Here is a 22,613-nt window from a genome sequence, read left to right as displayed (position 1 = left end):
CCCCGGCGGGGCGCTTTTTGCTATCTAAAAGATAGCGATATCAGTAGACGAGCCGCTCCGGCCGCAGTTCCTGCAGGATCGTGGTGGCGATTTCCTCGATCGACTTGGTGGTGGTCGAGAGCCAGCGGATGCCCGCGCGCCGCATCATGGCCTCGGCCTCGGCCACCTCGTGGCGGCAGTTCTCGATGCTGGCGTAGCGCGAATTCGGGCGGCGCTCGTTGCGGATCTCGCTGAGCCGCTCGGGCTGGATCGTCAGGCCGAAGATCTTCTTGCGATGCGGAATCAGGGCTGGCGGGAGCTGGCGGCGGTCGAAATCCTCCGGAATCAGCGGGTAGTTGGCCGCCTTCAGGCCGTGCTGCATCGCCAGGTAGAGCGAGGTCGGCGTCTTGCCGCTGCGGCTCACGCCCACCAGGATCACGTCGGCGCCTTCCAGGTCGCGGTTGCTCTGGCCGTCGTCGTGCTGCAGGCTGAAGTCGATGGCGGCGATGCGGTCGTTGTATTCCTTGCTCTTGCTGACGTCGCTGAAGCGGCCGATGCGGTGGTTCGACTTCACGGCCAGCTCGATTTCTAGAGGACGTACGAAGGTGCCGAACATGTCCAGCAGCATGCCCTTGCAGCCGGTTTCGATCACTTCCAGCACATCCATGTTGGCCAGCGTGGTGAAAACGATGGGCCTTACGCCTTCTATTTCTGCGGTGTGGTTTATCTGCCGCACCGCCTGATGGGCCTTGTCGACCGTGTCCGTGAAGGGCAGCCGCACGTGGCGCGGCTTCATCTCGAACTGGGCCAGAACGGCGTTGCCGAAGGTCTCGGCGGTGATGCCGGTGCCGTCGGAAATGAAGAAAACGGTGCGTGAAGGAATAGTCATGCGGCCTTGTCCTGCGGCGCGGACCACCTTGCCCCGCCTACAATGAGGGCCATTATCGGGAATCCGCCTTCCCAGCCCAATTCTCTCCATGCACACCGCGCCCGCACCCAAAGCAACGAGAACGATCGTGCCGCGCCGTCTGCATGCGGCACAGGTTTCAACTTCTGGAGCTTTCCCATGTCTGCACTTTTCGACGCGACCGCCCTGGTCGTACCGTTTGAAAACCTGAGAATGACCGACGTCGAGGCGGTTGGCGGCAAGAACGCCAGCCTCGGCGAAATGATCTCGCAACTGCCCCAGGGCGTGCGGGTGCCCACCGGTTTCGCGACCACGGCGCACGCTTTCCGCCAGTTCCTGGCCCATGACGGCCTGGCCGACAAGATCAGCAAGCGCCTGGCCGCCCTGAACGTCGACGACGTGCGCGCTCTGGCCGCCGCCGGCGCCGAGATCCGCGGCATGGTCGAGGCCCAGCCGTTCCCGGCCGACCTGCAGAAGGCCATCACCGAAGCCTTCGCCACGCTGAGCGCCGGCAACCCGGCCGCCTCGTTCGCCGTGCGCTCGTCCGCCACCGCCGAAGACCTGCCCGACGCCTCCTTCGCGGGCCAGCAGGAAACATTCCTGAACGTGGTCGGCATCGACGACGTGCTGCACAAGATGAAGGAGGTGTTCGCCTCCCTCTACAACGACCGCGCCATCAGCTACCGCGTGCACAAGGGCTTCGAGCACGACGTGGTCGCGCTGTCGGCCGGCGTGCAGCGCATGGTGCGCTCCGACCTCGGCGCCGCCGGCGTGATGTTCACCATCGACACCGAATCGGGCTTCGAGGACGTGGTCTTCATCACCTCCAGCTACGGCCTGGGCGAGACGGTGGTGCAGGGCGCCGTGAATCCCGACGAGTTCTACGTGCACAAGCCGACCCTGAAGGCCGGCAAGAAGGCCGTGATCCGCCGCAACCTCGGCTCCAAGCTGATCCAGATGGAGTTCGCCACGCCCGAGGAGAAGAAGGCCACGGGCAAGCTGGTCAAGACCACCGACGTGAAGGCCGAGCAGCGCAACCGCTACTCGCTGACCGACACCGAGGTCGAGCAGCTCGCCAAGTACGCGCTGGTGATCGAGGAACACTACGGCCGCCCGATGGACATCGAGTGGGGCAAGGACGGCACCGACGGCCAGCTCTACATCCTGCAGGCGCGTCCCGAGACGGTGAAGAGCCAGCAGCAGGGCAAGGCCGAGCAGCGCTACAAGCTGCTGGGCAAGGGCGCCGTGCTGGCCGAAGGCCGTGCCATCGGCCAGAAGATCGGTACCGGCCCGGTTCGGCTGGTGCACAGCATCAGCGAGATGGACCAGGTCCAGGCTGGCGACGTGCTCGTCACCGACATGACCGACCCCAACTGGGAGCCGGTGATGAAGCGCGCTTCGGCCATCGTCACCAACCGCGGCGGGCGCACCTGTCACGCGGCCATCATCGCGCGCGAGCTGGGTATTCCGGCCGTGGTCGGCTGCGGCGATGCCACCGACCTGCTGAAGGACGGCACGCTGGTCACGGTGAGCTGCGCCGAGGGCGACACCGGCTTCATCTACGACGGCCTGCTCGAGACCGAGGTGACCGAGGTGCAGCGCGGCGTGATGCCCGAGATCGACATCCAGCTGATGATGAACGTGGGCAACCCCCAGCTCGCCTTCGACTTCGCGCAGTTGCCGAACCACGGCGTGGGCCTCGCGCGCCTGGAGTTCATCATCAACAACAACATCGGCGTGCATCCGAAGGCGATCCTCGACTACCCGAACGTCGACAACGACCTGAAGAAGGCCGTCGAGTCGGTGGCCCGCGGCCACGCCTCGCCGCGCGCCTTCTACGTCGACAAGGTCGCAGAGGGCATCGCGACCATCGCCGCGGCCTTCTGGCCGAAGAAGGTGATCGTGCGCCTGTCGGACTTCAAGTCGAACGAGTACCGCAAGCTGATCGGCGGCAGCCGCTACGAGCCCGAGGAAGAGAACCCGATGCTGGGCTTCCGCGGCGCCGCGCGCTACCTGAGCGCCGACTTCGGCGAGGCCTTCGCCATGGAGTGCGAGGCGCTCAAGCGCGTGCGCAACGACATGGGCCTGACCAACGTGCAGATCATGGTGCCCTTCGTGCGCACCCTCGGCCAGGCCGAGCGCGTGACCGGCCTGCTGGCCGAGCATGGCCTGAAGCGCGGCGACAACGAGCTCAAGCTGATCATGATGTGCGAGGTGCCGAGCAACGCCGTGCTGGCCGACGAGTTCCTGGCGTACTTCGACGGCTTCTCGATCGGCTCGAACGACCTGACCCAACTCACCCTGGGCCTGGACCGCGACTCGGGCCTGGAACTGCTGGCCGCCGACTTCGACGAGCGCGACCCGGCCGTCAAGGCCATGCTGAGCCGTGCCATCAAGGCCTGCAAGTCGCAGGGCAAGTACGTCGGCATCTGCGGCCAGGGCCCCAGCGACCACCCCGACTTCGCGTTGTGGCTGGCGGAGCAGGGCATCGAATCGATCTCGCTGAATCCCGACAGCGTGATCGACACCTGGCAGCAGCTCGCCAAGCGCTGAGCCGGCGAAGCCGAAGCTCTGGATTGCGGAAATCCCCATGGGGGGATTCCCGCGACCCGGGCCGGTGATTGAAACAAATTGCGTATTTGATGCCAGACTGGCGGGACTCACGGGCGTATCCCGGAAGGGAAGAACACCATGATCCTCGTCAAGACAGAAGCAGGCCACCAGGCCCTGAAAGACCGCTCCATCCCGCTGTCGCCACGGCAGCGCTCGGCGTTCATCCTGTTCGACGGCAAAAGATCGGTCGATGACGTGCTGGCCGCGGGCATGGGCATCGTGCGCGAAGACATCGACCAGATGGTCGGCCTGGGCGTGCTGGAGCCTGTGGCGGGCAGCGCGACGGCTCCCGCAGAGGCGGCGGCCGCTGCAGCGGCGCCCGCCCAGGGCTCCTCCGGGCGCAGCAGGCAGCAGCGCTACAAGGACGCCTACCCGATCGCGACCCAGCTGACCGGCAGCCTCGGCCTGAAGGGCTTCCGGCTCAACCTGCAGGTCGAGGGCACGACCAGCTACGAAGACCTGCTGGCGCTGGCCCCGAAGATCCGCGCCGCCGTCGGGCCCGAGAAGGCCGCAGCGCTCGACAAGGCGCTCAACGACTGAGAGTCTTGCCGGATCGCTTCCGACAGGGCTATAATCGCCGGCTTTGCCTTGCCACACTGCGCCCGACGCTGCAGGTGGCTTTTCCTCTTCCTCGGAAGAATCCACAAGGAGTGCCATGCGTCACTACGAAATCATTTTGCTGATCCACCCGGATCAGAGCGAACAAGTTCCGGCCATGCTGGAGCGCTACAAAGGCCTGATCACGGCCGGCGGCGGCAAGGTCCACCGCGTCGAAGACTGGGGCCGCCGTCAGCTGGCCTACCAGATCAACAAGCTCAACAAGGCCCACTACCTGTGCGTCAACATCGAAGCTGAGCAGACCGTGATGGGCGAACTCGAACACGCGTTCAAGTTCAACGACGCCGTGCTGCGTCACCTGACCGTCCAGAAGAAGAAGGCCGAAACCGGTCCTTCGTCGATGATGAAGACGGTCGAGCGCGAAGAGGCCCGCAAGGCCCAGCAGGCCGAGTACGCCGCCAACAACAACTGATGGCGTGACTGCCGCCGCTGCGGCAACCGGGGTCAACCAGCTGCTGCTGACCGCCTCCGTTGCCGAACTCGGAAACTTGCGATTCACGCCAGCCGGCTTGCCCGCCCTAGACCTGAAGCTCGAACACGAGTCGACGCTCCAGGAGGCAGGAAAGCCCAGGCAGGTGAAGACGGCCCTCAAGGCCGTTGCCTTCGGCGCCATCGCCGAACGGCTCGCAAGACAGTCGATGGGAAGTCTCTGGCGTTTTCAGGGCTTCCTCGCGACACCGGGCAACGGCAAGCATCCGGTCCTGCACATCCAGGATTTTCAGCAAGATTAATTTTCGACAAGAGGTCCCGAAATGGCCACGTTCAAGAAATTCAACAAAGACAAGCGCCCGAAGCGCAACACCCAGTCGCTGCTGTTCAAGCGCAAGCGCTTCTGCCGCTTCACCGTCGCTGGCGTCGAGGAAATCGACTACAAGGACATCGACACGCTGCGTGACTTCATCAGCGAAAACGGCAAGATCATCCCCGCGCGCCTGACCGGCACCCGCGCGATCTACCAGCGCCAGTTGAATACCGCCATCAAGCGCGCACGCTTCCTGGCCATGGTGCCGTACAGCGACCAGCACCGCGTCTAAGGAGTCGACACCATGCAAATCATTCTTCTGGACAAGGTTGTCAACGTCGGTGCCCTGGGCGACATCGTCAAGGTCAAGGACGGCTACGCACGCAACTTCCTGATTCCGTCGGGCCGCGCCCGCCGCGCCACCGCTGCCAACAAGGCCGAATTCGAAGCCAAGCGCGCCGAGCTCGAAAAGGCTGCGGCCGCCAAGCTGGCCGAATCGCAAGCTCAAGGCGAAAAGCTCGGTGGCACGACCATCAAGCTGACGCAAAAGGCTGGCGTGGACGGCCGTCTGTTCGGCTCGGTCACCAACGGCGACATCGCTGAAGAGCTGGGCAAGCAGGGCTACAAGGTTGCGAAGTCGCAAGTGCGCCTGCCCAACGGTCCGATCAAGATCGTCGGCGACAGCACCGTGAGCGTGGCCCTGCACACCGACGTGGTGGTCGACATCACCGTGACGGTCTACGGCGAAACCGCCTGATCGTCCACAGCGCCTCGTGCGCTGCGCAAAAGCCGCCTTCGGGCGGCTTTTGTTTTTGTTCTTCAAGGCTTGTTCAGTGACTGTCCACAGGGTTTTGCACAGCACGTACACAGCGTTATGCATGGCGTCGCGGCCGCAGCGCGCGTAGCATGCTTTGTTAACTTTCAAGGCCCCATGTCCGCCGTTTTCTCCTATGCCGACAATGATCCGTCGGCCGACCGCCAAGTCGCCCAACTGCGCATTCCGCCTCACTCCATCGAGGCCGAATCGAGCGTGCTCGGCGGCCTGCTGCTCGACAACGGCGCCTGGGACCGCATGGGCGACCTGCTGGTCGACGGCGACTTCTACCGCCACGAACACAAGCTGATCTACGCGGCCATCGGCGGGCTGATCAACGCCAGCAAGCCGGCGGACGTGATCACGGTCTACGAGCAACTGCAGAACCTCGGCAAGGCCGACGAGATCGGCGGGCTGGTGTACCTGAACTCGCTCGCGCAGTACGTGCCCAGCGCGAGCAACATCCGCCGCTACGCCGAGATCGTTCGCGAGCGCTCCATCCTGCGCAAGCTGGTTTCCGCCAGCGACGAGATCGCGACCAACGCCTTCAATCCGCAGGGCAAGGCGGTCGACAAGATCCTCGACGAGGCCGAACAGAAGATCTTCAACATCGGCGAAGAAGGCACGCGGATGAAGCAGGGCTTCCAGAGCATGGATGCCCTGGTGGTCGACCTGCTCGACCGCGTGACCGAGATGGCCGAGAACCCGAACGACATCACGGGCGTTCGCACCGGCTTCAACGACTTCGACAAGATGACTTCCGGCCTGCAGCCGGGCGACATGATCGTGCTGGCCGCGCGTCCCTCGATGGGCAAGACCTCGCTCGCGATCAACATCGCCGAGCACGTGGCGCTCGACGAAGGCCTGCCGGTGGCCGTGTTCTCCATGGAAATGGGCGCCGCCCAGCTGGCGGTGCGTATCGTGGGCTCCATCGGCCGCATCGACCAGGGCCACCTTCGCACCGGCAAGCTCACCGACGAGGAGTGGCCGCGTCTGACCGAGGCCATCGAGAAGCTGCGCACCGTGTCGCTGCACATCGACGAGACCCCGGGCCTTTCCACCAGCGAGCTGCGGGCCAATGCGCGCCGCCTCGCGCGCCAGTACGGGCGGCTCGGCCTGATCGTGGTCGACTACCTGCAGCTGATGTCCACCAGCAGCTCGGGCGACGAGAACCGGGCCACGGCCGTGGGCGAAATCTCGCGCGGCCTGAAGATGCTCGCCAAGGAACTGAAGTGCCCGGTGATCGCACTGTCGCAGCTCAGCCGCGGCGTGGAAAGCCGTACCGACAAGCGTCCCATGATGAGCGACCTGCGCGAATCCGGCGCCATCGAGCAGGACGCGGACATCATCATGTTCATCTACCGCGACGACTACTACAACAAGGAGTCGAAGGAGCCGGGCGTTGCCGAGGTGATCATCAGCAAGCACCGTAACGGCCCCACCGGCACCGTCAAGCTGGCCTTCCTGAAGCCGCTGACCAAGTTCGAGAACCTGGTCGGCTACAGCAACAACGACGAGTACTGACCCGGCGGCGCCTAAGTCAGCTGGCCGCGCTACCGCTGCCGCTATTGCTGCTGGACCACGACGGCTGGCCGTCCGGCTTCTGCGGCACCACCTTGCCATGCGCCGTCTCGGCATCGACCTGCCGCAGAAGGTCGGCCAGCGTCTTGCCCGGCTCGTCTCGAAAGCGGTCGGGCAGCACCTCGATCGCGTCCATGCGATCCAGCCGGAAGCCCCGGAAATCGTCGCGCAGCTCGCACCAGGTCGACAGCGTCCAGACCTTGCCCCAATAGAAGCAGCCCAGCGGGCGCACCGTGCGTTCGCTGGCGTCGCCCGAGACGTCGCGGTAGTGCAGCCGCAGCTTGTTGTGCGACTGGGTCGCCTCGCGCAGCGTCTGCAGCCGCGCGCGGAGGGTGTCGTCCAGGCCCAGTCCGGGCGCGTAGAGCGCCAGCGCTTCGGCCGAGACGCGCGCCGCGGGTGGCAGCACCGACAGGATCTTGCCGAGCCCGGTCTCGATGTCGCGCGCCAGTGCCGGATCGACCCAGCTCTGCGCGAGCCGCGCCGCGGCCACCAGCGCCGCGGCCTCGTCCTGCGTGAACATCAGCGGCGGCAACTCGAAGCCCGCGCCCAGCCGGTAGCCCACGCCAGCCTCGCCCTCGATGGGCACGCCCTGGTGCTGCAGGTCTGCGATGTCGCGGTACACCGTGCGCTCCGACACCTCGAGGCGCTGCGCCAGGAACGCGGCCGTGGTCAGCCGGCGCCCGCGGATGAGCTGCACGAGCTGGAAGAGGCGGTCGGCGCGGCGCATCAGCAGGCCCTGGCGAGCGGGCGGGGATGGCGTGCGGGCGGGTCGCGCCGGCTCTTGGGGGTGATGCTCATGAAACTCCGATGTGGATCGCCACCTTGTCCGGCCCTTCGTAGGCCTCGAAGTCGCTGCGATAGCGGCGTGCGATTTCCGGGTGCGCCTCGAAATACTGCCAGATGCGCTCCCACGTGGCGATCACCATCTGCGGCATCTGCCCTTCGCCGTTGAAGACGAGGTAGTCGCCGGCTTCCACGGCGAGGCTGTTCTCGCCGCCCGACACGGCGACGCCCGCCGTGACGTCGAACGCGCCATCCTCGTCCGATTCGTAGGCCGTGTACACGCTGAAGATGCGCATGTCGGCGGTGCGCTGTGGCGTCGATGCATAGGTTTCCTCGCCGAAGAATCGGCCCCACAATTGGCCGAGGCGAGCGGTTGCGGGGTCGCGTTCCTCGCGGTTGGTGGTGCGGATGGTGAGGCCCGAGACGCGGAATGCATCCTGGCGTTGGCGGACTGGTTCCATGTGCTTTCTCTCCTCAAAGCGATAGTGTTTTCAGGTCGGCCTTCATGGCCTGTGCGATCAGCTTCATGTCGGCGTCGCTGATGTCGAACATGCCGAAGCGGAACTTGTAGCCCCACTGCCTGGGGTTCTCGATGAAGGCCAGCCGCTCGATCAGCGGGGCGATCGGCGCCTCGTGCCCGGCGGCGTAGACCACGTCGCGCCGCCAAGGCACGAAGCCGTTGCCCATGTCGAATTCGTAGGGCTCGCCCGGCTGCACGATGCCGATCGACACGAAGCTCTGCAGCCTGTCCGCGCCGCCGAACATGGTGCCCGGCGAATAGTAGGCGACGCGGTCGCCCGCCGAAAGCCGCTTGAGCGGCGCCTGCTTGCCGTGGCCGACCTGCATGAAGCCCAGCGGCCGGTGGTCGCGCCCGCGCCGCGCATGCTCGGCGCTGGCCACGGCGATCCAGTTGCGCTGCGTCATGGCGAATCACTCCAGCGAGTGCAGGCCGACTTCGTTGCCTTCGGTGTCGCGCAGGTGGGCAATGAAGCCAAGGCCGGGCGGCAGCGCCGCTTTGGGCGACACGATCTGCCCGCCGGCGGCTTCGATCCGCGCCAGCACGGCATCGATGCTTGGATTGCAGTCGAGGTAGATGCGGATGCCCGTGCCGGCGCGCGCGCTGGCATTGGCTCCGGCCTGCAGGGCGCCTCCGGTGGCGGGCTTGTCGTGCGGGAAGATGGCCAGCGTCTCGCCGCCGAAGTCTTCGCGGCGCAGCTTGCGGGCGAGCACGGTTTCGTAGAAGGCCTGTGCGCGATCGATGTCGGTGACAGGGATTTCGAACCAGGTGATGGCGTTCTGCATTCGGGACTCTCTTTCTTTCGTTGCGTTGGAAGGAGTCCGGATGGTGCTGGCGCCCTACTGACAGCGTCTTGTCAGTAGCCTGTCACCACGGATGAAAAAAGCCCGCGCTGCTCGGGGAGCATGCACGGGCTTGTCCGGGGCGCTGCCCCGGAGGGTCAGAGCACGTCGCTGGCGAAATCGGCCAGGCGCGAGCGTTCGCCGCGCGCCAGCGTGATGTGCCCGCCGTGCGGCCAGCCCTTGAACTTGTCGACCGCGAAGGTCAGGCCCGAGGAGCCTTCAGTGAGGTACGGCGTGTCGATCTGCGCGAGGTTGCCCATGCAGATGATCTTCGTGCCGGGGCCGGCGCGGGTGATCAGCGTCTTCATCTGCTTGGGCGTGAGGTTCTGTGCCTCGTCGATGATCACGTACTTGTTGAGGAAGGTGCGCCCGCGCATGAAGTTCATGCTCTTGACCTTGATGCGGCTGCGGATCAGCTCGTTGGTGGCCGCGCGGCCCCACTCGCCGGCGCCGCCGCCGTCGCCCTTGGCCAGGAACTCGAGGTTGTCGTCGAGCGCGCCCATCCAGGGGCCCATCTTTTCCTCTTCGGTGCCGGGCAGGAAGCCGATGTCCTCGCCCACGCTCACGGTGGCGCGGGTCATGATGATCTCGGTGTAGCGGCGGTCGTCCAGCACCTGCGTGAGGCCGGAGGCCAGCGCCATCAGGGTCTTGCCGGTGCCGGCCGTACCGGTCAGCGTGACGAAGTCGATCTCCGGGTCCATCAGCAGGTTCATCGCGAAGTTCTGCTCGCGGTTGCGCGTGTTCACGCCCCACACGGCGTTCTTGCCGGAGCTGTAGTCCTTCAGCGTCTTGAGCACCGCGGTCTTGTCGCGGATCTCGGTGACGCGGGCGTACATGCTCGGTTCGCCCGGAGCCTCGAAGTACACGAACTGGTTGATGTACAGGTTGGGCACCAGCGGGCCGCTGATCCGGTAGAAGGTGCTGCTGCCGCTTTGCCAGCTCTCGACGGTCTTGCTCTGGCGAGTCCAGAAGTCGGCAGGCAGGGCGAGCGAGCCGGCGTAGAGCAGGTCGCCGTCTTCCAGCGTCTTGTCGTTCTGGTAGTCGTCGGCGGCCAGGCCCAGCGCGCGCGCCTTGACGCGCATGTTGATGTCCTTCGACACCAGCACGACTTCCCGCTTGGGTTGGCCCGGACGGTCCTTGGCGTACTCGTCGCGCAGCGCGTGCACCACGCCGAGGATCTGGTTGTCGGCCTTGCCCTGGGGCAGGCTCATCGGCAGCGAATAGTCGAGCGGGGCGGTCTGGAAGAACAGGCGGCCGCCGGCTTCGCGGTGGCCGGTGGTGTCGAGCTTCAGGCCCTTGTCGATGTCGGCGTCCTGGGCGGCGGCCAGGGCGTCGAGCGTGCGGCTGGTCTGGCGGCCGTTGCGGGCGACTTCGGTCGTGCCCTTCTTGTGGCCGTCGAGTTCCTCCAGCACGATCATCGGCAGGAAGATGTCGTGCTCTTCGAAGCGGAAGAGGCACATCGGATCGTGCAGCAGCACGTTGGTGTCGAGCACGAACAGCTTGGCCGGGCCGGTGGATTTGCTGCGCTTGGCGCGCGCAGGGGCCTGCGGCGCCGCTGCCACTGCAGGAGCCGCAGCAGGTTCGGCGGCCGGGGCCTTGGTCTCGACCTGGATGAGTGCCTGGGGCGCCGGCGCGCTCACGGGGGCGGGCGTTGCTTTCGGTCTGGTCCGGCGGGCAGGGCGCACGGCGGCGGCACCGCCGGCGCTCTCGGCGCCGACGCTGTCGAACAGTTCCAGCGGCTGCGGGCTGCGCGCCGCGGCTTCGTCGGCGCGCGAATCACCGGAACGGCGCGAGCCCCGATGCGAGGACCGGGCGGGCGCATCGAGTGCGTCCGGGGAGAGCAATGCAGCGCGTTTCGTGGGGGCGGGGGGCAGTGGCATGTGTCAGATCGCTCGCAGGAAGTGGGAACCAGAAAACGAAAAAGCCGCCTGAAGACCAAGGCGGCTTTGTTCGGAGGATGCGGTCGTGGAGCTCAACGGCATGAGGCCATTATGCACACCGCGGAAGACGCGCCGGGAGCTCTTTACGCACCGCGTGGGGCATTTCCCACGCCACAGCGGAAAAGCGCGCCGCCGGCTCGCCGGAAGGCTCTCAGGCAGCCTTCTTGAGGGCCTTGACGGCCTTGAGCACGTCGTCGACATGGCCGGGGACCTTGAGCCCGCGCCATTCGGCCTTCAGGATGCCGTCGGCGCCGATCAGGAAGGTGCTGCGCTCGATGCCCTTGACCTTCTTGCCGTACATGATCTTGTTCTTGACCACGCCGAACATGTGGCACATCTTTTCTTCGGTGTCGGCGATGAGCTCGAAGGGCAGCTCGAGCTTGGCCTTGAATTCGTCGTGCGACTTCATGTTGTCGCGGGACACGCCGAAGACCGTGGCGCCGGCTTTCTCGAAATCCTTGTAACGGTCGCGGAACTGCATCGCTTCGGTGGTGCAGCCCGGAGTGTTATCTTTCGGGTAAAAATACATGACCAGCACGTGGCCGAGATGCGAGGTATTCGAGACCTTGATGCCGCCCGTGGCGTTGGCGTCGAATTCAGGAATGGGTTTGTTGACAACGATCGCCATGAAACTTGTTTTCTCCGTTAGATTCCGCTCCTGAGCCCTCTCGCCCCGTTTCGCACCGGGCTTGCTCAAAGAGTGGAGGATTGGTCGTTGCTAACTTTGGGGTAGCCGGCCTGTTCGCAACCCGGTATTTTACCCCGAAAACACCCCCATCAGCCAGCCGCAGGGCTCTCCACGAGGAGGGCGGCGATCACGTGCCGGCCTTCGCCGGCCAAGATGTTGTAGGTCCGGCAGGCTGCCGCGGTGTCCATGGTCTCCACGCCGGTGCGCTGGGCCATCAGCGGCTTGAGCCAGACTGGCTGGGGGAAGCGGATCCGGTTTCCGCTGCCGAAGATGATCAATTCGGCGCCCAGCGATGCCAATTGCGCGAAATGTTCGGGGCCGATCTGGTCGAAGCTCGAACAATTCCATTCGAAGCGCTCGCCGCGCGAGCCGACCACCACGCTGCCCTCGACCTTTTCGTTGTTGATCGCCACCCAGCCGGGACCGTGTGCGGTGAGAGACTGAGCGTCGGATTTGTCGGGCTGTAGCTTCATCTGGGCACTGGGAACTGTGGTCAAATTATAGGTTTTCCCTAGTGCCACGGGGCTCGCAAGGGCCTTTGATTCCGCGTAAGCAAACTCTAACCCGCGCCCGGGAGGGCCCTTTGAAGCAGCTCAAGAAATCGGCCAAGCTGGCCAACGTCCTCTACGACATCCGCGGCCCGATCATGGACGCCGCCAAGCAGATGGAAGAAGACGGCCAGAAGATCATCAAGCTCAACATCGGCAACCTGGCCGTGTTCGGTTTCGATGCTCCCGAGGAAATCCAGCAGGACATGATCCGCAACCTGCCCACCTCGGCCGGCTACTCCGACAGCAAGGGCGTCTTCGCGGCACGCAAGGCGGTGATGCACGAGACGCAGAAGCAGGGCGTCGCGGGCGTCACCCTCGACGACATCTACCTCGGCAACGGCGCCAGCGAGCTGATCGCCATGTCCACCAACGCGCTGCTCAACGACGGCGACGAGTTGTTGCTTCCGGCCCCCGACTACCCGCTGTGGACGGCCTCCACCAGCCTCTCCGGCGGCACCCCGGTGCACTACCTGTGCGACGAGGCCAACGGCTGGATGCCGAATCTCGACGACATCCGCGCCAAGATCACGCCGCGCACCAAGGGCATCGTGGTCATCAACCCGAACAACCCGACGGGCGCGCTGTATTCCGACGACCTGCTCAGGAGCATCGTGGCCATCGCGCGCGAGCACGGCCTCGTGATCTTCGCCGACGAGGTCTACGACAAGGTGCTGTACGACGGCGTGAAGCACACCGCCATCGCCAGCCTGTCGACCGACGTGCTCACGCTCACCTTCAATTCGCTATCCAAGAGCTACCGCTCGTGCGGCTACCGCGCCGGTTGGCTGGTGGTGTCGGGCGACAAGCGCAGCGCGCAGGACTACATCGAGGGCCTGAACATGCTCTCGAACATGCGCCTGTGCGCCAACGTGCCGGGCCAGTGGGCCATCCAGACGGCGCTCGGCGGCTACCAGAGCATCAACGACCTCGTGTGCGAGGGCGGCCGCCTGCGCCGCCAGCGCGACCTGGCCTACGAGCTGATCACCGCCATTCCGGGCGTGAGCTGTGTCAAGCCGAGCGCTGCGCTCTACATGTTCCCCAAGCTCGATCCGGAGGTCTATCCCATCGAGGACGACCGCCAGTTCTTCCTCGAGCTGCTGAAGGAAACCCGCGTGATGCTGGTGCAGGGCACCGGCTTCAACTGGGCGACGCCCGACCACTTCCGCATCGTGTTCCTGCCCCACGAGGACGACCTGCGCGAGGCCATCAACCGCATCGCGAAGTTCCTGGAGCAGTACCGACTGCGCCGCAAGTCGCGCCAATGAACTCTGCCCGCATCGCTGCCGCCGCGGCGCTGTCGTTCGCCGCGCTTTCCGCTGGCGCCGCTGGAGCCGCTGGAGCCGCTGGAGCCGCTGGTGCGGCCGGCAAGGAGGGCGTCTCGTTCTCGCACAACGACTGGGAACTGGCCTGCGACAACACGCGCACCTGCCGTGCCGCCGGCTACCAGTCTGAAGGCGCGGACATCACGGAGCCGGTGTCGATGCTCATCACGCGCAAGGCGGGCCCGGACACATCCGTCGAGATCGAGCTGCAGACAGGTGGCGAGAAGCCTGCCAAGGGGCCGGTGCGCTTCAAGGTCGGCAAGGCCACCTTGTCCGGCTTCAAGGACAGCTCCGCCAGCCTCGACCAGGACCAGGTCCGCGCCGTGCTCCCCGAGCTGCTCAGGAACGACGACGCCACGCTCACGGACCGTGGCGGGCAGAAGTGGGTTCTTTCGCTCTCCGGCCTCAATGCCGTGCTGCTGAAGATGGACGAGGTCCAGGGCCGCGTCGGCACGCCGGGCGCGCTGGTGCGCCGCGGCAGCAAGCCCGAATCATCGGTGCTGCCGCCCGTGCCGGCGCCGGTCGTGAAGGCCGTCGTGCCGCCGAAGGCCAGGCCCGGCGACGACGCGCTGGCCGCGCGCATCTTCCCGTCGCTGAAGCAGTCCGACGCCAAGGACGATTGCAACAACCACGAAGACTTCAACGCCAAGTCGCTGAACGTCACGCGCCTGACCGATCGCAAGGTGCTGCTGTCCTTCGGCTGCGGCATGGGCGCCTACAACTACTCCAGCCTGCTCTGGATCGCCAACGACAAGCCGCCCTATGCGCCTGTCGCTATCGAAGCCAACGGCGATTTCGACGAGAAGGACGGCAGCGTCACTTCCTCCATGAAGGGCCGCGGCATCGGCGACTGCTGGTCGAGCGAGACCTGGAGCTTCGACGGCAAGGGCTTCGTGCGCACCGCCGCCGCGGGCGACGGCATGTGCCGCGGCTTCGCGGGCGGTGCCTGGAGCCTGCCGCGCTACGTCACCCGCGTGGAGCTCTCCGAGCCGTCCGCCACCCCATCCAAACCCTGAACGCCATGAGTGCGACTCTCCCAATGAAACCCATCCAAGTAGGCCTGCTCGGCGCAGGCACGGTCGGCAGCGGCACCTTCAAGGTGCTCCAGCGCAACCAGGAAGAAATCAAGCGCCGCGCCGGCCGCGGCATCGAGATCGCCATGGTGGCCGACCTCGACACCGCCCGTGCCCGCGAAGTGGCAGGCGAGGGCGTGAAGGTGGTGAGCGATGCGCGCGAAGTCATCGCCAACCCCGAGATCGACATCGTCATCGAGCTGATCGGCGGCTACGGCATCGCCAGGCAGCTCGTGCTCGAGGCCATCGCGGCCGGCAAGCACGTGGTCACGGCCAACAAGGCGCTGCTGGCGGTGCACGGCACCGAGATCTTCGCGGCCGCGCACGCCAAGGGCGTCATGGTGGCCTTCGAGGCCGCGGTGGCCGGCGGCATCCCGATCATCAAGGCGCTGCGCGAAGGCCTCACGGCCAACAGCATCCAGTGGCTGGCCGGCATCATCAACGGCACCACCAACTTCATCCTCTCGGAGATGCGTGACAAGGGCCTGGACTTCGCGACCGTGCTCAAGGAAGCGCAGCGCCTGGGCTACGCCGAAGCCGACCCGACCTTCGACATCGAAGGCGTGGACGCCGGCCACAAGGTCACGCTGATGAGCGCGCTGGCCTTCGGCATCCCGGTGCAGTTCGACAAGGCCCACATCGAGGGCATCACCAAGCTGGCCGCGCAGGACATCAAGTACGCCGAGCAGCTCGGCTACCGCATCAAGCTCTTGGGCGTCACCAAGCGCACCGCCAAGGGCATCGAACTGCGCGTGCATCCCTCGCTCGTCCCGTCGAAGCGTCTGCTGGCGAATGTCGAAGGCGCGATGAACGCGGTGGTGGTGCATGGCGACGCAGTGGGCACCACGCTCTACTACGGCAAGGGCGCCGGCAGCGAGCCGACCGCCAGCGCGGTGATCGCCGACCTGGTCGACATCACCCGCCTGCACACGGCCGATGCCGCGCACCGCGTGCCGCACCTGGCCTTCCACCCCGATGCGCTGAGCGACCTGCAGGTGCTTCCGATGTCGGAAGTCGTCACCAGCTACTACCTGCGCCTGCGCGTGGCCGACCAGGCCGGCGTGCTCGCCAAGGTGACGGGCCTGCTGGCCACCGCCGGCATCAGCATCGACGCCGTGCTGCAGCGCGAAGCCGACGAGGTGGGCGGCGAGGGCTCCACGCAGACCGACCTGATCATCCTCACGCACGACGCGCGCGAGGGCACGGTCGACGACGTCCTGGCCGAGCTGCAGGCGCTGCCGACCGTGCTCGAACCCATCGTGCGCATCCGCAAGGAAGAGTTGAAGTGAATTACCTGAGCACCCGCGGCCACCCCGACCGCAAGCGCTTCTGCGAAATCCTGCTCGAAGGCCTCGCGCCCGATGGCGGCCTCTACCTGCCCGAGCAATACCCGCAGATCGACACCGCCACGCTTGCCAAGTGGCGCAAGCTGTCGTACGCCGAGCTGGCCTTCGAGATCCTCTCGCTGTACATCGACGACATTCCGCCGGCCGACCTGAAGGCGATCTGCGCGAAGACCTACACGGCCGAAGTGTTCGGCACCGACGAGATCGTGCCGCTGCGCGAGCTGGAAGACGGCGTGTACCTCGAGGCCCTGTCCAACGGCCCCACGCTGGCCTTCAAGGACATGGCGATGCAGTTGCTGGGCAACCTGTTCGAGTACGAACTGGCCCGCCGCGGCGCCGAGCTCAACATCCTGGGCGCCACCAGCGGCGACACCGGCAGCGCGGCCGAGTACGCCATGCGCGGCAAGAAGGGCGTGCGCGTCTTCATGACCTCGCCCGACGGCCGCATGAGCCCGTTCCAGCAGGCGCAGATGTTCAGCCTGCAGGACGCGAACATCCACAACATCGCCATCACCGGCGTGTTCGACGACTGCCAGGACATCGTCAAGGCCGTGTCGAACGACCTGGCCTTCAAGCGCAAGTACCGCATCGGCACGGTCAACTCGATCAACTGGGCGCGCCTGCTGGCGCAGGTCGTCTACTACTTCGCGGGCTACTTCCAGGCCACGGCGGGCAACGACAAGCCGGTGAGCTTCACCGTACCCTCGGGCAACTTCGGCAACGTCTGCGCAGGCCACGTGGCGCGCATGATGGGCCTGCCGATCCACACGCTGGTGGTCGCCACCAACGAGAACGACGTGCTCGACGAGTTCTTCCGCACCGGCGTGTACCGCGTGCGCGGCGCGGTCGACACGCACGAGACCTCCAGCCCGTCGATGGACATCAGCAAGGCCAGCAACTTCGAGCGCTTCGTGTTCGACCTGGTCGGGCGCGATACGGCCAAACTGCGCAAGCTCTTCGTGGACGACCTGGGCCTGAACGGCAGCTTCGACCTGAGCGCCGATCCCGCATTCGCGCAGGCCGCCGCGCGCTTCGGCTTCCGCAGCGGCCGCAGCACGCATGCCGATCGCCTGGCCACCATCCGCGACACAGACAAGCGCTTCGCCACCCTGGTCGATCCGCACACCGCAGACGGCCTCAAGGCCGCGCGCGAGCAGCTCAGCCCCGGCGTGCCGATGGTGGTGCTCGAGACCGCGCTGCCCATCAAGTTCGCGGCCACGCTGGTCGAAGCGCTGGGCGAGGAGCCCGCGCGCCCGAAGAAGTTCGAAGGCATCGAGGCGCTGCCCAAGCGCGTCGTCAAGCTGCCGGCCGACGCGGAAGCGGTCAAGGCCTACATCGCGGAACACTGTGACTGACCACGGCGAGGGCTGCGCATGAAGGTCGTCGGTTTCGCCGGCTACTCCGGCGCGGGCAAGACCACGCTGCTCGAGCGCCTCATTCCCGCGCTGAAGCGGCTGGGCCAGCGAGTGTCGGTGGTCAAGCATGCGCATCACAAGTTTGACATCGACCATCCGGGCAAGGACACCTGGCGCCACCGCGAGGCCGGCGCCTTCGAGGTGGTCGTCGCCTCCGACAAGCGGCTTGCCGTGATGCGCGAATTCGAGGCGCCGGTCGAGCTCAGCGTGCACCAGCTGCTGGCCGAGGTGCTCCCGGTGGCCGACTGGGTGCTGGTCGAGGGATTCCGGCACAGCGACGTGCTCAAGATCGAGATCTGGCGCGAGCCCGAGGCGAGCGAGCCGGCGCGGCCCGTGCTGTACCCCGACGATCCCTTCGTCGTCGCCGTGGCCACCGATGCGCCGGCCAGCCTGCCGCTGCCCACCGGGCAGCCGCTCTTCGACCTCAACGACGCCGAGGCCATTGCGAAGTGGTTGATCGACAGCGGTGAGCGCTTCGAATACAACCCCGATCACCATGGCTGATTCACCCGTTCCCTTCGCCGCTTCTTCCTCGCGCCCGCCGCTGATGCCCCTGGACGAGGCGATCGCGGTGCTGCTTGCGAAGGCGCAGCCGGTGCTGCCCACCGAAAGTGTCGGCACCTTCGACGCCGATGGCCGCGTGCTCGCGCAGGACCTCGTCTCCGGCCTCACGGTGCCGCCGCGCGACAACAGCGCGATGGACGGCTATGCCGTGCGCGTGGCCGACTGCGCCGCGCCCGGCGCCGAACTGAAGGTGGCGCAGCGCATTCCCGCCGGCACCGTCGGCACGCTGCTCGCGCCCGGCACCGCGGCGCGCATCTTCACCGGCGCGCAGATTCCCGAGGGCGCCGACGCCGTCGTGATGCAGGAAGACACGGCAGCCGTGCCGCAGGAAGGCAGCCTGGGCTCGGTGCGCATCGCCATCGTGCCGGCGGCCGGCCAGTGGATTCGCCGCGCGGGCGAGGACGTGGCCGCCGGCGACGTGGTGCTTCGGAAGGGCGAGCGCCTGACGCCCGCCGCACTGGGCCTTGCCGCGAGCGTCGGCTTCGACCGCCTGCAGGTCGCGCGCAAGCCGCGCGTGGCGATGCTCTCCACCGGCGACGAGCTGGTGATGCCCGGCGAGGTCGCGCCCGATGCGATGAAGCCCGGCGCCATCTACAACTCCAACCGCTTCTTCATGCGGGCCCTGCTGCACCGGCTGGGTTGCGAGGTGAACGACCTGGGCATCGTGCCCGACAACCGCGAAGCCACCGTCGTCGCACTGCGCGACGCGGCCGAGGCGAGCGACCTGATCATCACGACCGGCGGCGTTTCGGTGGGCGAGGAAGACCACATCCGCGCCGCGCTGCAGGCGCTGGGCGAGCTGCAGCTGTGGTCGCTGTCGATGAAGCCGGGCAAGCCCTTCGCCTACGGCTCCATCGCGCGCAGCAGCGGGCACGGCGCCTGCCACGTGACGGGGCTGCCGGGCAATCCGGTGTCGAGCTTCCTCACCTTCCTGATGCTGGTGCGCCCCTTCCTGCTGACGCTGCAGGGCGCCGCGCGCGTCGCACCAGAGGCGGTGCGGATGCGCGCCGACTTCGACTGGCCCCGCGCCGACAAGCGCCGCGAGTTCCTGCGCGTGCGCCGCAACGAGGCCGGCGGCCTCGACCTGTTCGCCAACCAGAGCTCGGGCGTGCTCACCTCGATGGTCTGGGGCGACGGCGTGGTCGACAACCCTGCGGGGCGGACGATCAAGTCGGGCGAGCTCGTCGAATTCATTCCCTTCGCATCGCTGCTGGGTTGAGCCGCATGAAAGTCCAGGTCCGTTATTTCGCCTCGGTGCGCGAGGCGCTTTCCAGCAGCGGCGAAGCCGTCGAGACACGAGCCGAGACGCTTGCCGCACTGCGCGACGAGCTCATCGCCAGGGGCGGCGCCTACGCCACCGCGCTGGCGCGCGGCAAGGCGGTGCGCATGGCGCTCGACCAGGCCATGAGCGACGAAGCCGCAGCCCTGAGCGAAGGCTGCGAGGTCGCGTTCTTCCCGCCGGTCACGGGCGGCTGAGGCGCGCGTCCAGCGCCACGAGGCGCTCGCGCAGGCCGTCGGAGGCCCGGGTCATCGGCGAGCGCAGTTCGTCGGCCATCTCGCCCTTGTGCGCCAGGAGCGCCTTCAAGGGGCCCGGGTTGGGTTCGGCGAAGAGCAATTCCACCAGCGGCTGCAGCGGCTGCCATTCGGCGCGCGCCTCGGCCAGGCGGTTCTCCGCCAGCAGGCGCACCAGGCGCACGAAGCGCGGCGTCTGCACGTTGCCGCTGGCCGCGATGGCGCCCGCGCCGCCTTCGGCCATGGTGCCGAAGATCTGGTGGTCCTCGCCTGTCAGCACCTGCAGCCGGCCGTCGGCGATCACCGCGCGTGTCTTGCCCATGTCACCGCCGCAGTCCTTGATGCCGCGAATGCGGGGGTGCGCGGCCAGCGCCAGCATCGTCTCGCGGGTGATGGTGACGCCGGTGCGGTAGGGGATGTCGTAGACCAGCGCGGGCACCGAGCTGGCGTCGGCGATGGCGCGGAACCACTCGAGCAAACCGGCTTGGGAGGGGCGCACGTAGTGGGGCGCGGCCACCAGAAGGCCCGCGATCGGGCGCTCCGAGAGCTTGCGGGCCCACGCGGTGGCCTTGCCCAGGTGGTAGCCCGAGATGCCCATGACGACCGGCAAACCGCCGGCTGCTGCCAGCACCGTGTCGAGCACCGCCAGCTGCTCGGTTTCGTCGAGCGCCGCGGCTTCGCCGGTGGAGCCGCAGGGCACGAAGCCGGTCACGCCTTCGCTGGCGAGGCGGCGGACCAGGGTGGAGAGAGCGGCATGGTCGACCGCGCCGTCGCGGAATGGCGTGACGAGGGCCACCCAGAAGCCGGAAAAGTCGGGAGTGGTGGGGCTTGGTTGTTGGTGAGGCACGCGGGCTTCCTTTCAGGAATCGACCGATGGAAAGAACCATCGTCCGATGCGCGCGCAACCCAATGGGGGCCAGAGCCTTTGGCGGGGTTCCGTCGCTCATCCGACGACGGAACCTCGGCTCCGGTCAGACGAGCTTTGGTTTTTTGGCTTTGTCGTTGCTGCTGCCTTGGCCGGCGCGACGGTCTTCAAGGCGCGAAGGCACCGGGAAGAGCGTGGGCGTGGCAAGGCAGGGCATCGGCAGAGTCTATCGCGATGACACAATTCGGACATGAGCCTTGCCCGTGTTTCGATCCAGACGAACGATTTCGACCTCTCGCAGGAAGTCGCCGCGTTGCGTGCCGGCGACAAACGCGTGGGCGCCGTCTGCAGCTTCATAGGCACCGTGCGAGACCGCAACGACGGCAGCAGCGTCTCGTCGATGGAGCTGGAGCACTACCCCGGCATGACCGAGAAGGCCATCGAGGCCATGATCGACGAGGCGCATCGCCGCTTCGACATCCTGGGCGCGCGCGTGATCCATCGCGTCGGCCTGCTGCAGCCGGAAGACCAGATCATGATGGTGGCGGTGGTGTCGGCCCACCGCGGCCAGAGCTTCGAGGCCTGCGAGTTCCTGATGGACTACCTCAAGACCCAGGCGCCCTTCTGGAAGAAGGAGCAGACGCCCGAAGGCGCCCGCTGGGTCGATGCGCGCGTGGCCGACGACGCGGCCCTGGCGCGCTGGGGCATCAGCGCCCCGAACGCCTGACTTGAATCTGTTCCCTCTCCCTCTGGGAGAGGGTTAGGGTGAGGGCAGCAGCACTCGTTCGACGACTTGCTCTTCTTGCGAAGGCCGCTGGCCCTCACCCCAACCCTCTCCCCGAGGGGAGAGGGAGCAAGACTTCAGAGTGGCTTGAAGCCGCTCGACTGGATGATCTTTTCCCAGGTCTGCGTGTACGTACGCACGCGGCCGGCGAACTGGCCCTGGGGCTCGTAGCCCACCGTCAGGCCCATCGTCGTGAGCTTCTGCTTCACGTCGGGCATGGCCAGCACCTTCTGCAGCGCATCGCCGTACTTGTCGATGATCGGCTGCGGCGTGCCCACCGGCGCGAAGATGCCGTAGTAGGGCAGGTCTTCCAGGTTCGAGAAGCCCAGCTCGGTGAAGGTCGGCACGTTCGGGAGCACGGCCTGGCGCTTGGCGCCGATGGACGCCACGATGCGGACCTTGCCGGCCTTGTGGTTCTCGATGAAGTCCGGCACCGAGGCGATGCCCGCGGTGATCTGGTTGCCCAGCATGTCGGCCGTCATGGGCGCGCTGCCGCGGTAGGGGGCGGGCTGCACGTCGATCTTGTACTTGTCCGAGATCATCTTCACCAGGAACTCGGGGATCGATGCCGGCGCGGGGATACCGATGGTCTCCTTGCCGCCCTTCTGGGTGCGGACCCACTTCACGTATTCGTCGATGCTCTTGGCCGGCGTGCCGCCCGAGACGGCCAGCACGTTGGCGAAGGTGGCGAAACCGGCCACGGGCACGAAGTCGGTGGCGGGGTTGAAGCCCGGGTTCTTCACCACCTGCGGCAGGATCGAGATGGTGTGGTCGTGCGACAGGAACAGCGTGTGGCCGTCGGCCGGGGACGACTTCAGCACCGTCGCCGCGATCTGCCCGCCCGCGCCGGCGCGGTTCTCGACCACCACCGGCACGCCCAGCACGTCCTTGAGCTTTTCGCCCAGCGTGCGGGCGATGGCGTCTGTGCCGGCACCGGCGGGGAAGCCCACCAGCAGGCGCACGGGCGTACCGCTTTGCGCCTGCGCAAGGCTGCAAAGCCCCGCTGCAGCCATAAAGAGACCCACGCTGATCGCCCGGCGCACCGGTTGAACGCGCATTGAAAAAACCATGATCGACTCCATTCGAGAGAGAGAAATGCCTACGGGCGGGAGAGGCCGGGTCCGGTGCAATACCCGTGCCCGCAGCGGCGGGAAGCG

At 66.6% G+C, this 22,613-nt stretch carries 25 protein-coding genes; 15 read left to right on the top strand and 10 right to left on the bottom strand.

Features of this window, described 5'->3' with window-relative positions:
- Positions 1 to 40 precede the first annotated feature (40 nt).
- A complete protein-coding gene (locus tag ABL844_RS21250; RefSeq protein ID WP_126025902.1) occupies positions 41 to 862 on the bottom strand; it encodes a pyruvate, water dikinase regulatory protein in 822 nt (273 codons plus the stop codon).
- A gap of 183 nt (positions 863 to 1,045) precedes the next feature.
- On the opposite strand from ABL844_RS21250, the gene ppsA reads away from it, so the two are divergent.
- The 7 genes from ppsA (at position 1,046) to dnaB (ending at position 7,197) form a co-directional block, all read left to right on the top strand.
- Positions 1,046 to 3,439, top strand: a complete 2,394-nt coding sequence (ppsA, locus tag ABL844_RS21245) for a phosphoenolpyruvate synthase (RefSeq protein ID WP_184641342.1) — start codon at positions 1,046 to 1,048, stop codon at positions 3,437 to 3,439.
- 138 nt (positions 3,440 to 3,577) lie between these two features.
- Positions 3,578 to 4,039 (top strand): hypothetical protein, encoded by a 462-nt coding sequence (locus ABL844_RS21240; protein WP_126025883.1) that lies wholly within the window; start codon positions 3,578 to 3,580, stop codon positions 4,037 to 4,039.
- 115 nt (positions 4,040 to 4,154) lie between these two features.
- On the top strand, positions 4,155 to 4,529 hold the full coding sequence (gene rpsF / locus ABL844_RS21235; RefSeq protein WP_019655917.1) for a 30S ribosomal protein S6: 375 nt from the start codon (positions 4,155 to 4,157) through the stop codon (positions 4,527 to 4,529).
- Positions 4,530 to 4,533: 4 nt separating this feature from the next.
- Positions 4,534 to 4,848, top strand: a complete 315-nt coding sequence (gene priB / locus ABL844_RS21230) for a primosomal replication protein N (RefSeq protein ID WP_126025882.1) — start codon at positions 4,534 to 4,536, stop codon at positions 4,846 to 4,848.
- A gap of 21 nt (positions 4,849 to 4,869) precedes the next feature.
- Positions 4,870 to 5,151: a 30S ribosomal protein S18 gene (rpsR, locus tag ABL844_RS21225; protein ID WP_007830781.1), complete on the top strand. Its 282-nt coding sequence runs from the start codon at positions 4,870 to 4,872 to the stop codon at positions 5,149 to 5,151.
- A 12-nt stretch (positions 5,152 to 5,163) separates the two neighbouring features.
- A complete protein-coding gene (rplI, locus tag ABL844_RS21220; protein ID WP_126025881.1) occupies positions 5,164 to 5,616 on the top strand; it encodes a 50S ribosomal protein L9 in 453 nt (150 codons plus the stop codon).
- 174 nt (positions 5,617 to 5,790) lie between these two features.
- Complete coding sequence (dnaB, locus tag ABL844_RS21215) at positions 5,791 to 7,197, top strand: replicative DNA helicase (protein WP_093203332.1); 1,407 nt, start codon at positions 5,791 to 5,793, stop codon at positions 7,195 to 7,197.
- Positions 7,198 to 7,213: 16 nt separating this feature from the next.
- Here dnaB and ABL844_RS21210 read toward each other — a convergent pair whose 3' ends face one another.
- The 7 genes from ABL844_RS21210 to ABL844_RS21180 all read right to left on the bottom strand — a co-directional run bounded on the left by ABL844_RS21210 (position 7,214) and on the right by ABL844_RS21180 (position 12,497).
- Positions 7,214 to 7,981, bottom strand: a complete 768-nt coding sequence (locus tag ABL844_RS21210; protein WP_418128817.1) for a helix-turn-helix transcriptional regulator — start codon at positions 7,979 to 7,981, stop codon at positions 7,214 to 7,216.
- Positions 7,982 to 8,048: 67 nt separating this feature from the next.
- Positions 8,049 to 8,498, bottom strand: coding sequence for a GyrI-like domain-containing protein (locus tag ABL844_RS21205; protein WP_184641340.1), 450 nt, complete (start codon positions 8,496 to 8,498; stop codon positions 8,049 to 8,051).
- A 13-nt stretch (positions 8,499 to 8,511) separates the two neighbouring features.
- Positions 8,512 to 8,961 (bottom strand): EVE domain-containing protein, encoded by a 450-nt coding sequence (locus ABL844_RS21200; RefSeq protein WP_418121619.1) that lies wholly within the window; start codon positions 8,959 to 8,961, stop codon positions 8,512 to 8,514.
- Between the two features lie 6 nt (positions 8,962 to 8,967).
- Entirely contained in the window at positions 8,968 to 9,339 is a 372-nt protein-coding gene (locus ABL844_RS21195) for a VOC family protein (protein WP_418128815.1), read from the bottom strand.
- A gap of 155 nt (positions 9,340 to 9,494) precedes the next feature.
- Positions 9,495 to 11,276, bottom strand: coding sequence for a PhoH family protein (locus ABL844_RS21190; RefSeq protein ID WP_184641337.1), 1,782 nt, complete (start codon positions 11,274 to 11,276; stop codon positions 9,495 to 9,497).
- Between the two features lie 211 nt (positions 11,277 to 11,487).
- Entirely contained in the window at positions 11,488 to 11,964 is a 477-nt protein-coding gene (locus ABL844_RS21185; protein WP_019655927.1) for a peroxiredoxin, read from the bottom strand.
- Between the two features lie 149 nt (positions 11,965 to 12,113).
- Positions 12,114 to 12,497: an Mth938-like domain-containing protein gene (locus ABL844_RS21180; protein ID WP_184641468.1), complete on the bottom strand. Its 384-nt coding sequence runs from the start codon at positions 12,495 to 12,497 to the stop codon at positions 12,114 to 12,116.
- A gap of 110 nt (positions 12,498 to 12,607) precedes the next feature.
- On the opposite strand from ABL844_RS21180, the gene ABL844_RS21175 reads away from it, so the two are divergent.
- The 7 genes from ABL844_RS21175 to moaD are packed head-to-tail and all read left to right on the top strand — an operon-like array spanning position 12,608 to position 19,771.
- Positions 12,608 to 13,840, top strand: coding sequence for a pyridoxal phosphate-dependent aminotransferase (locus tag ABL844_RS21175; protein ID WP_126025874.1), 1,233 nt, complete (start codon positions 12,608 to 12,610; stop codon positions 13,838 to 13,840).
- A complete protein-coding gene (locus ABL844_RS21170; protein ID WP_418128814.1) occupies positions 13,837 to 14,913 on the top strand; it encodes a DUF1176 domain-containing protein in 1,077 nt (358 codons plus the stop codon). Before ABL844_RS21175 ends, ABL844_RS21170 begins: the two co-directional genes overlap by 4 nt.
- A gap of 23 nt (positions 14,914 to 14,936) precedes the next feature.
- The gene (locus tag ABL844_RS21165) at positions 14,937 to 16,259 is read left to right on the top strand and encodes a homoserine dehydrogenase (RefSeq protein ID WP_369661595.1); all 1,323 of its coding nucleotides are present in this window, start codon (positions 14,937 to 14,939) and stop codon (positions 16,257 to 16,259) included.
- Positions 16,256 to 17,671, top strand: coding sequence for a threonine synthase (gene thrC, locus ABL844_RS21160; protein ID WP_418128813.1), 1,416 nt, complete (start codon positions 16,256 to 16,258; stop codon positions 17,669 to 17,671). Before ABL844_RS21165 ends, thrC begins: the two co-directional genes overlap by 4 nt.
- Before the next feature lie 18 nt (positions 17,672 to 17,689).
- Positions 17,690 to 18,235, top strand: a complete 546-nt coding sequence (mobB, locus tag ABL844_RS21155) for a molybdopterin-guanine dinucleotide biosynthesis protein B (RefSeq protein WP_418128812.1) — start codon at positions 17,690 to 17,692, stop codon at positions 18,233 to 18,235.
- On the top strand, positions 18,228 to 19,514 hold the full coding sequence (glp, locus tag ABL844_RS21150; RefSeq protein WP_418128811.1) for a gephyrin-like molybdotransferase Glp: 1,287 nt from the start codon (positions 18,228 to 18,230) through the stop codon (positions 19,512 to 19,514). The genes mobB and glp overlap by 8 nt, the downstream gene beginning before the upstream one ends.
- A gap of 5 nt (positions 19,515 to 19,519) precedes the next feature.
- Positions 19,520 to 19,771, top strand: a complete 252-nt coding sequence (gene moaD, locus ABL844_RS21145; protein ID WP_126025868.1) for a molybdopterin converting factor subunit 1 — start codon at positions 19,520 to 19,522, stop codon at positions 19,769 to 19,771.
- Here the strand turns inward: moaD and dapA are convergent.
- On the bottom strand, positions 19,758 to 20,654 hold the full coding sequence (gene dapA, locus ABL844_RS21140) for a 4-hydroxy-tetrahydrodipicolinate synthase (protein WP_418128809.1): 897 nt from the start codon (positions 20,652 to 20,654) through the stop codon (positions 19,758 to 19,760). The two genes, moaD and dapA, sit on opposite strands and share 14 nt — an antisense overlap.
- A gap of 268 nt (positions 20,655 to 20,922) precedes the next feature.
- Between dapA and ABL844_RS21135 the strand changes: the two genes are divergently transcribed.
- Entirely contained in the window at positions 20,923 to 21,399 is a 477-nt protein-coding gene (locus tag ABL844_RS21135) for a molybdenum cofactor biosynthesis protein MoaE (protein ID WP_418121610.1), read from the top strand.
- 134 nt (positions 21,400 to 21,533) lie between these two features.
- Here ABL844_RS21135 and ABL844_RS21130 read toward each other — a convergent pair whose 3' ends face one another.
- Entirely contained in the window at positions 21,534 to 22,526 is a 993-nt protein-coding gene (locus ABL844_RS21130; RefSeq protein ID WP_184641328.1) for a Bug family tripartite tricarboxylate transporter substrate binding protein, read from the bottom strand.
- Positions 22,527 to 22,613 lie beyond the last annotated feature (87 nt).

It is taken from the genome of Variovorax sp. 278MFTsu5.1, assembly GCF_048305045.1.
Classification (GTDB): Bacteria; Pseudomonadota; Gammaproteobacteria; order Burkholderiales; family Burkholderiaceae_C; genus Variovorax; species Variovorax guangxiensis.
This window is presented reverse-complemented; position numbering and strand designations above follow the sequence as displayed.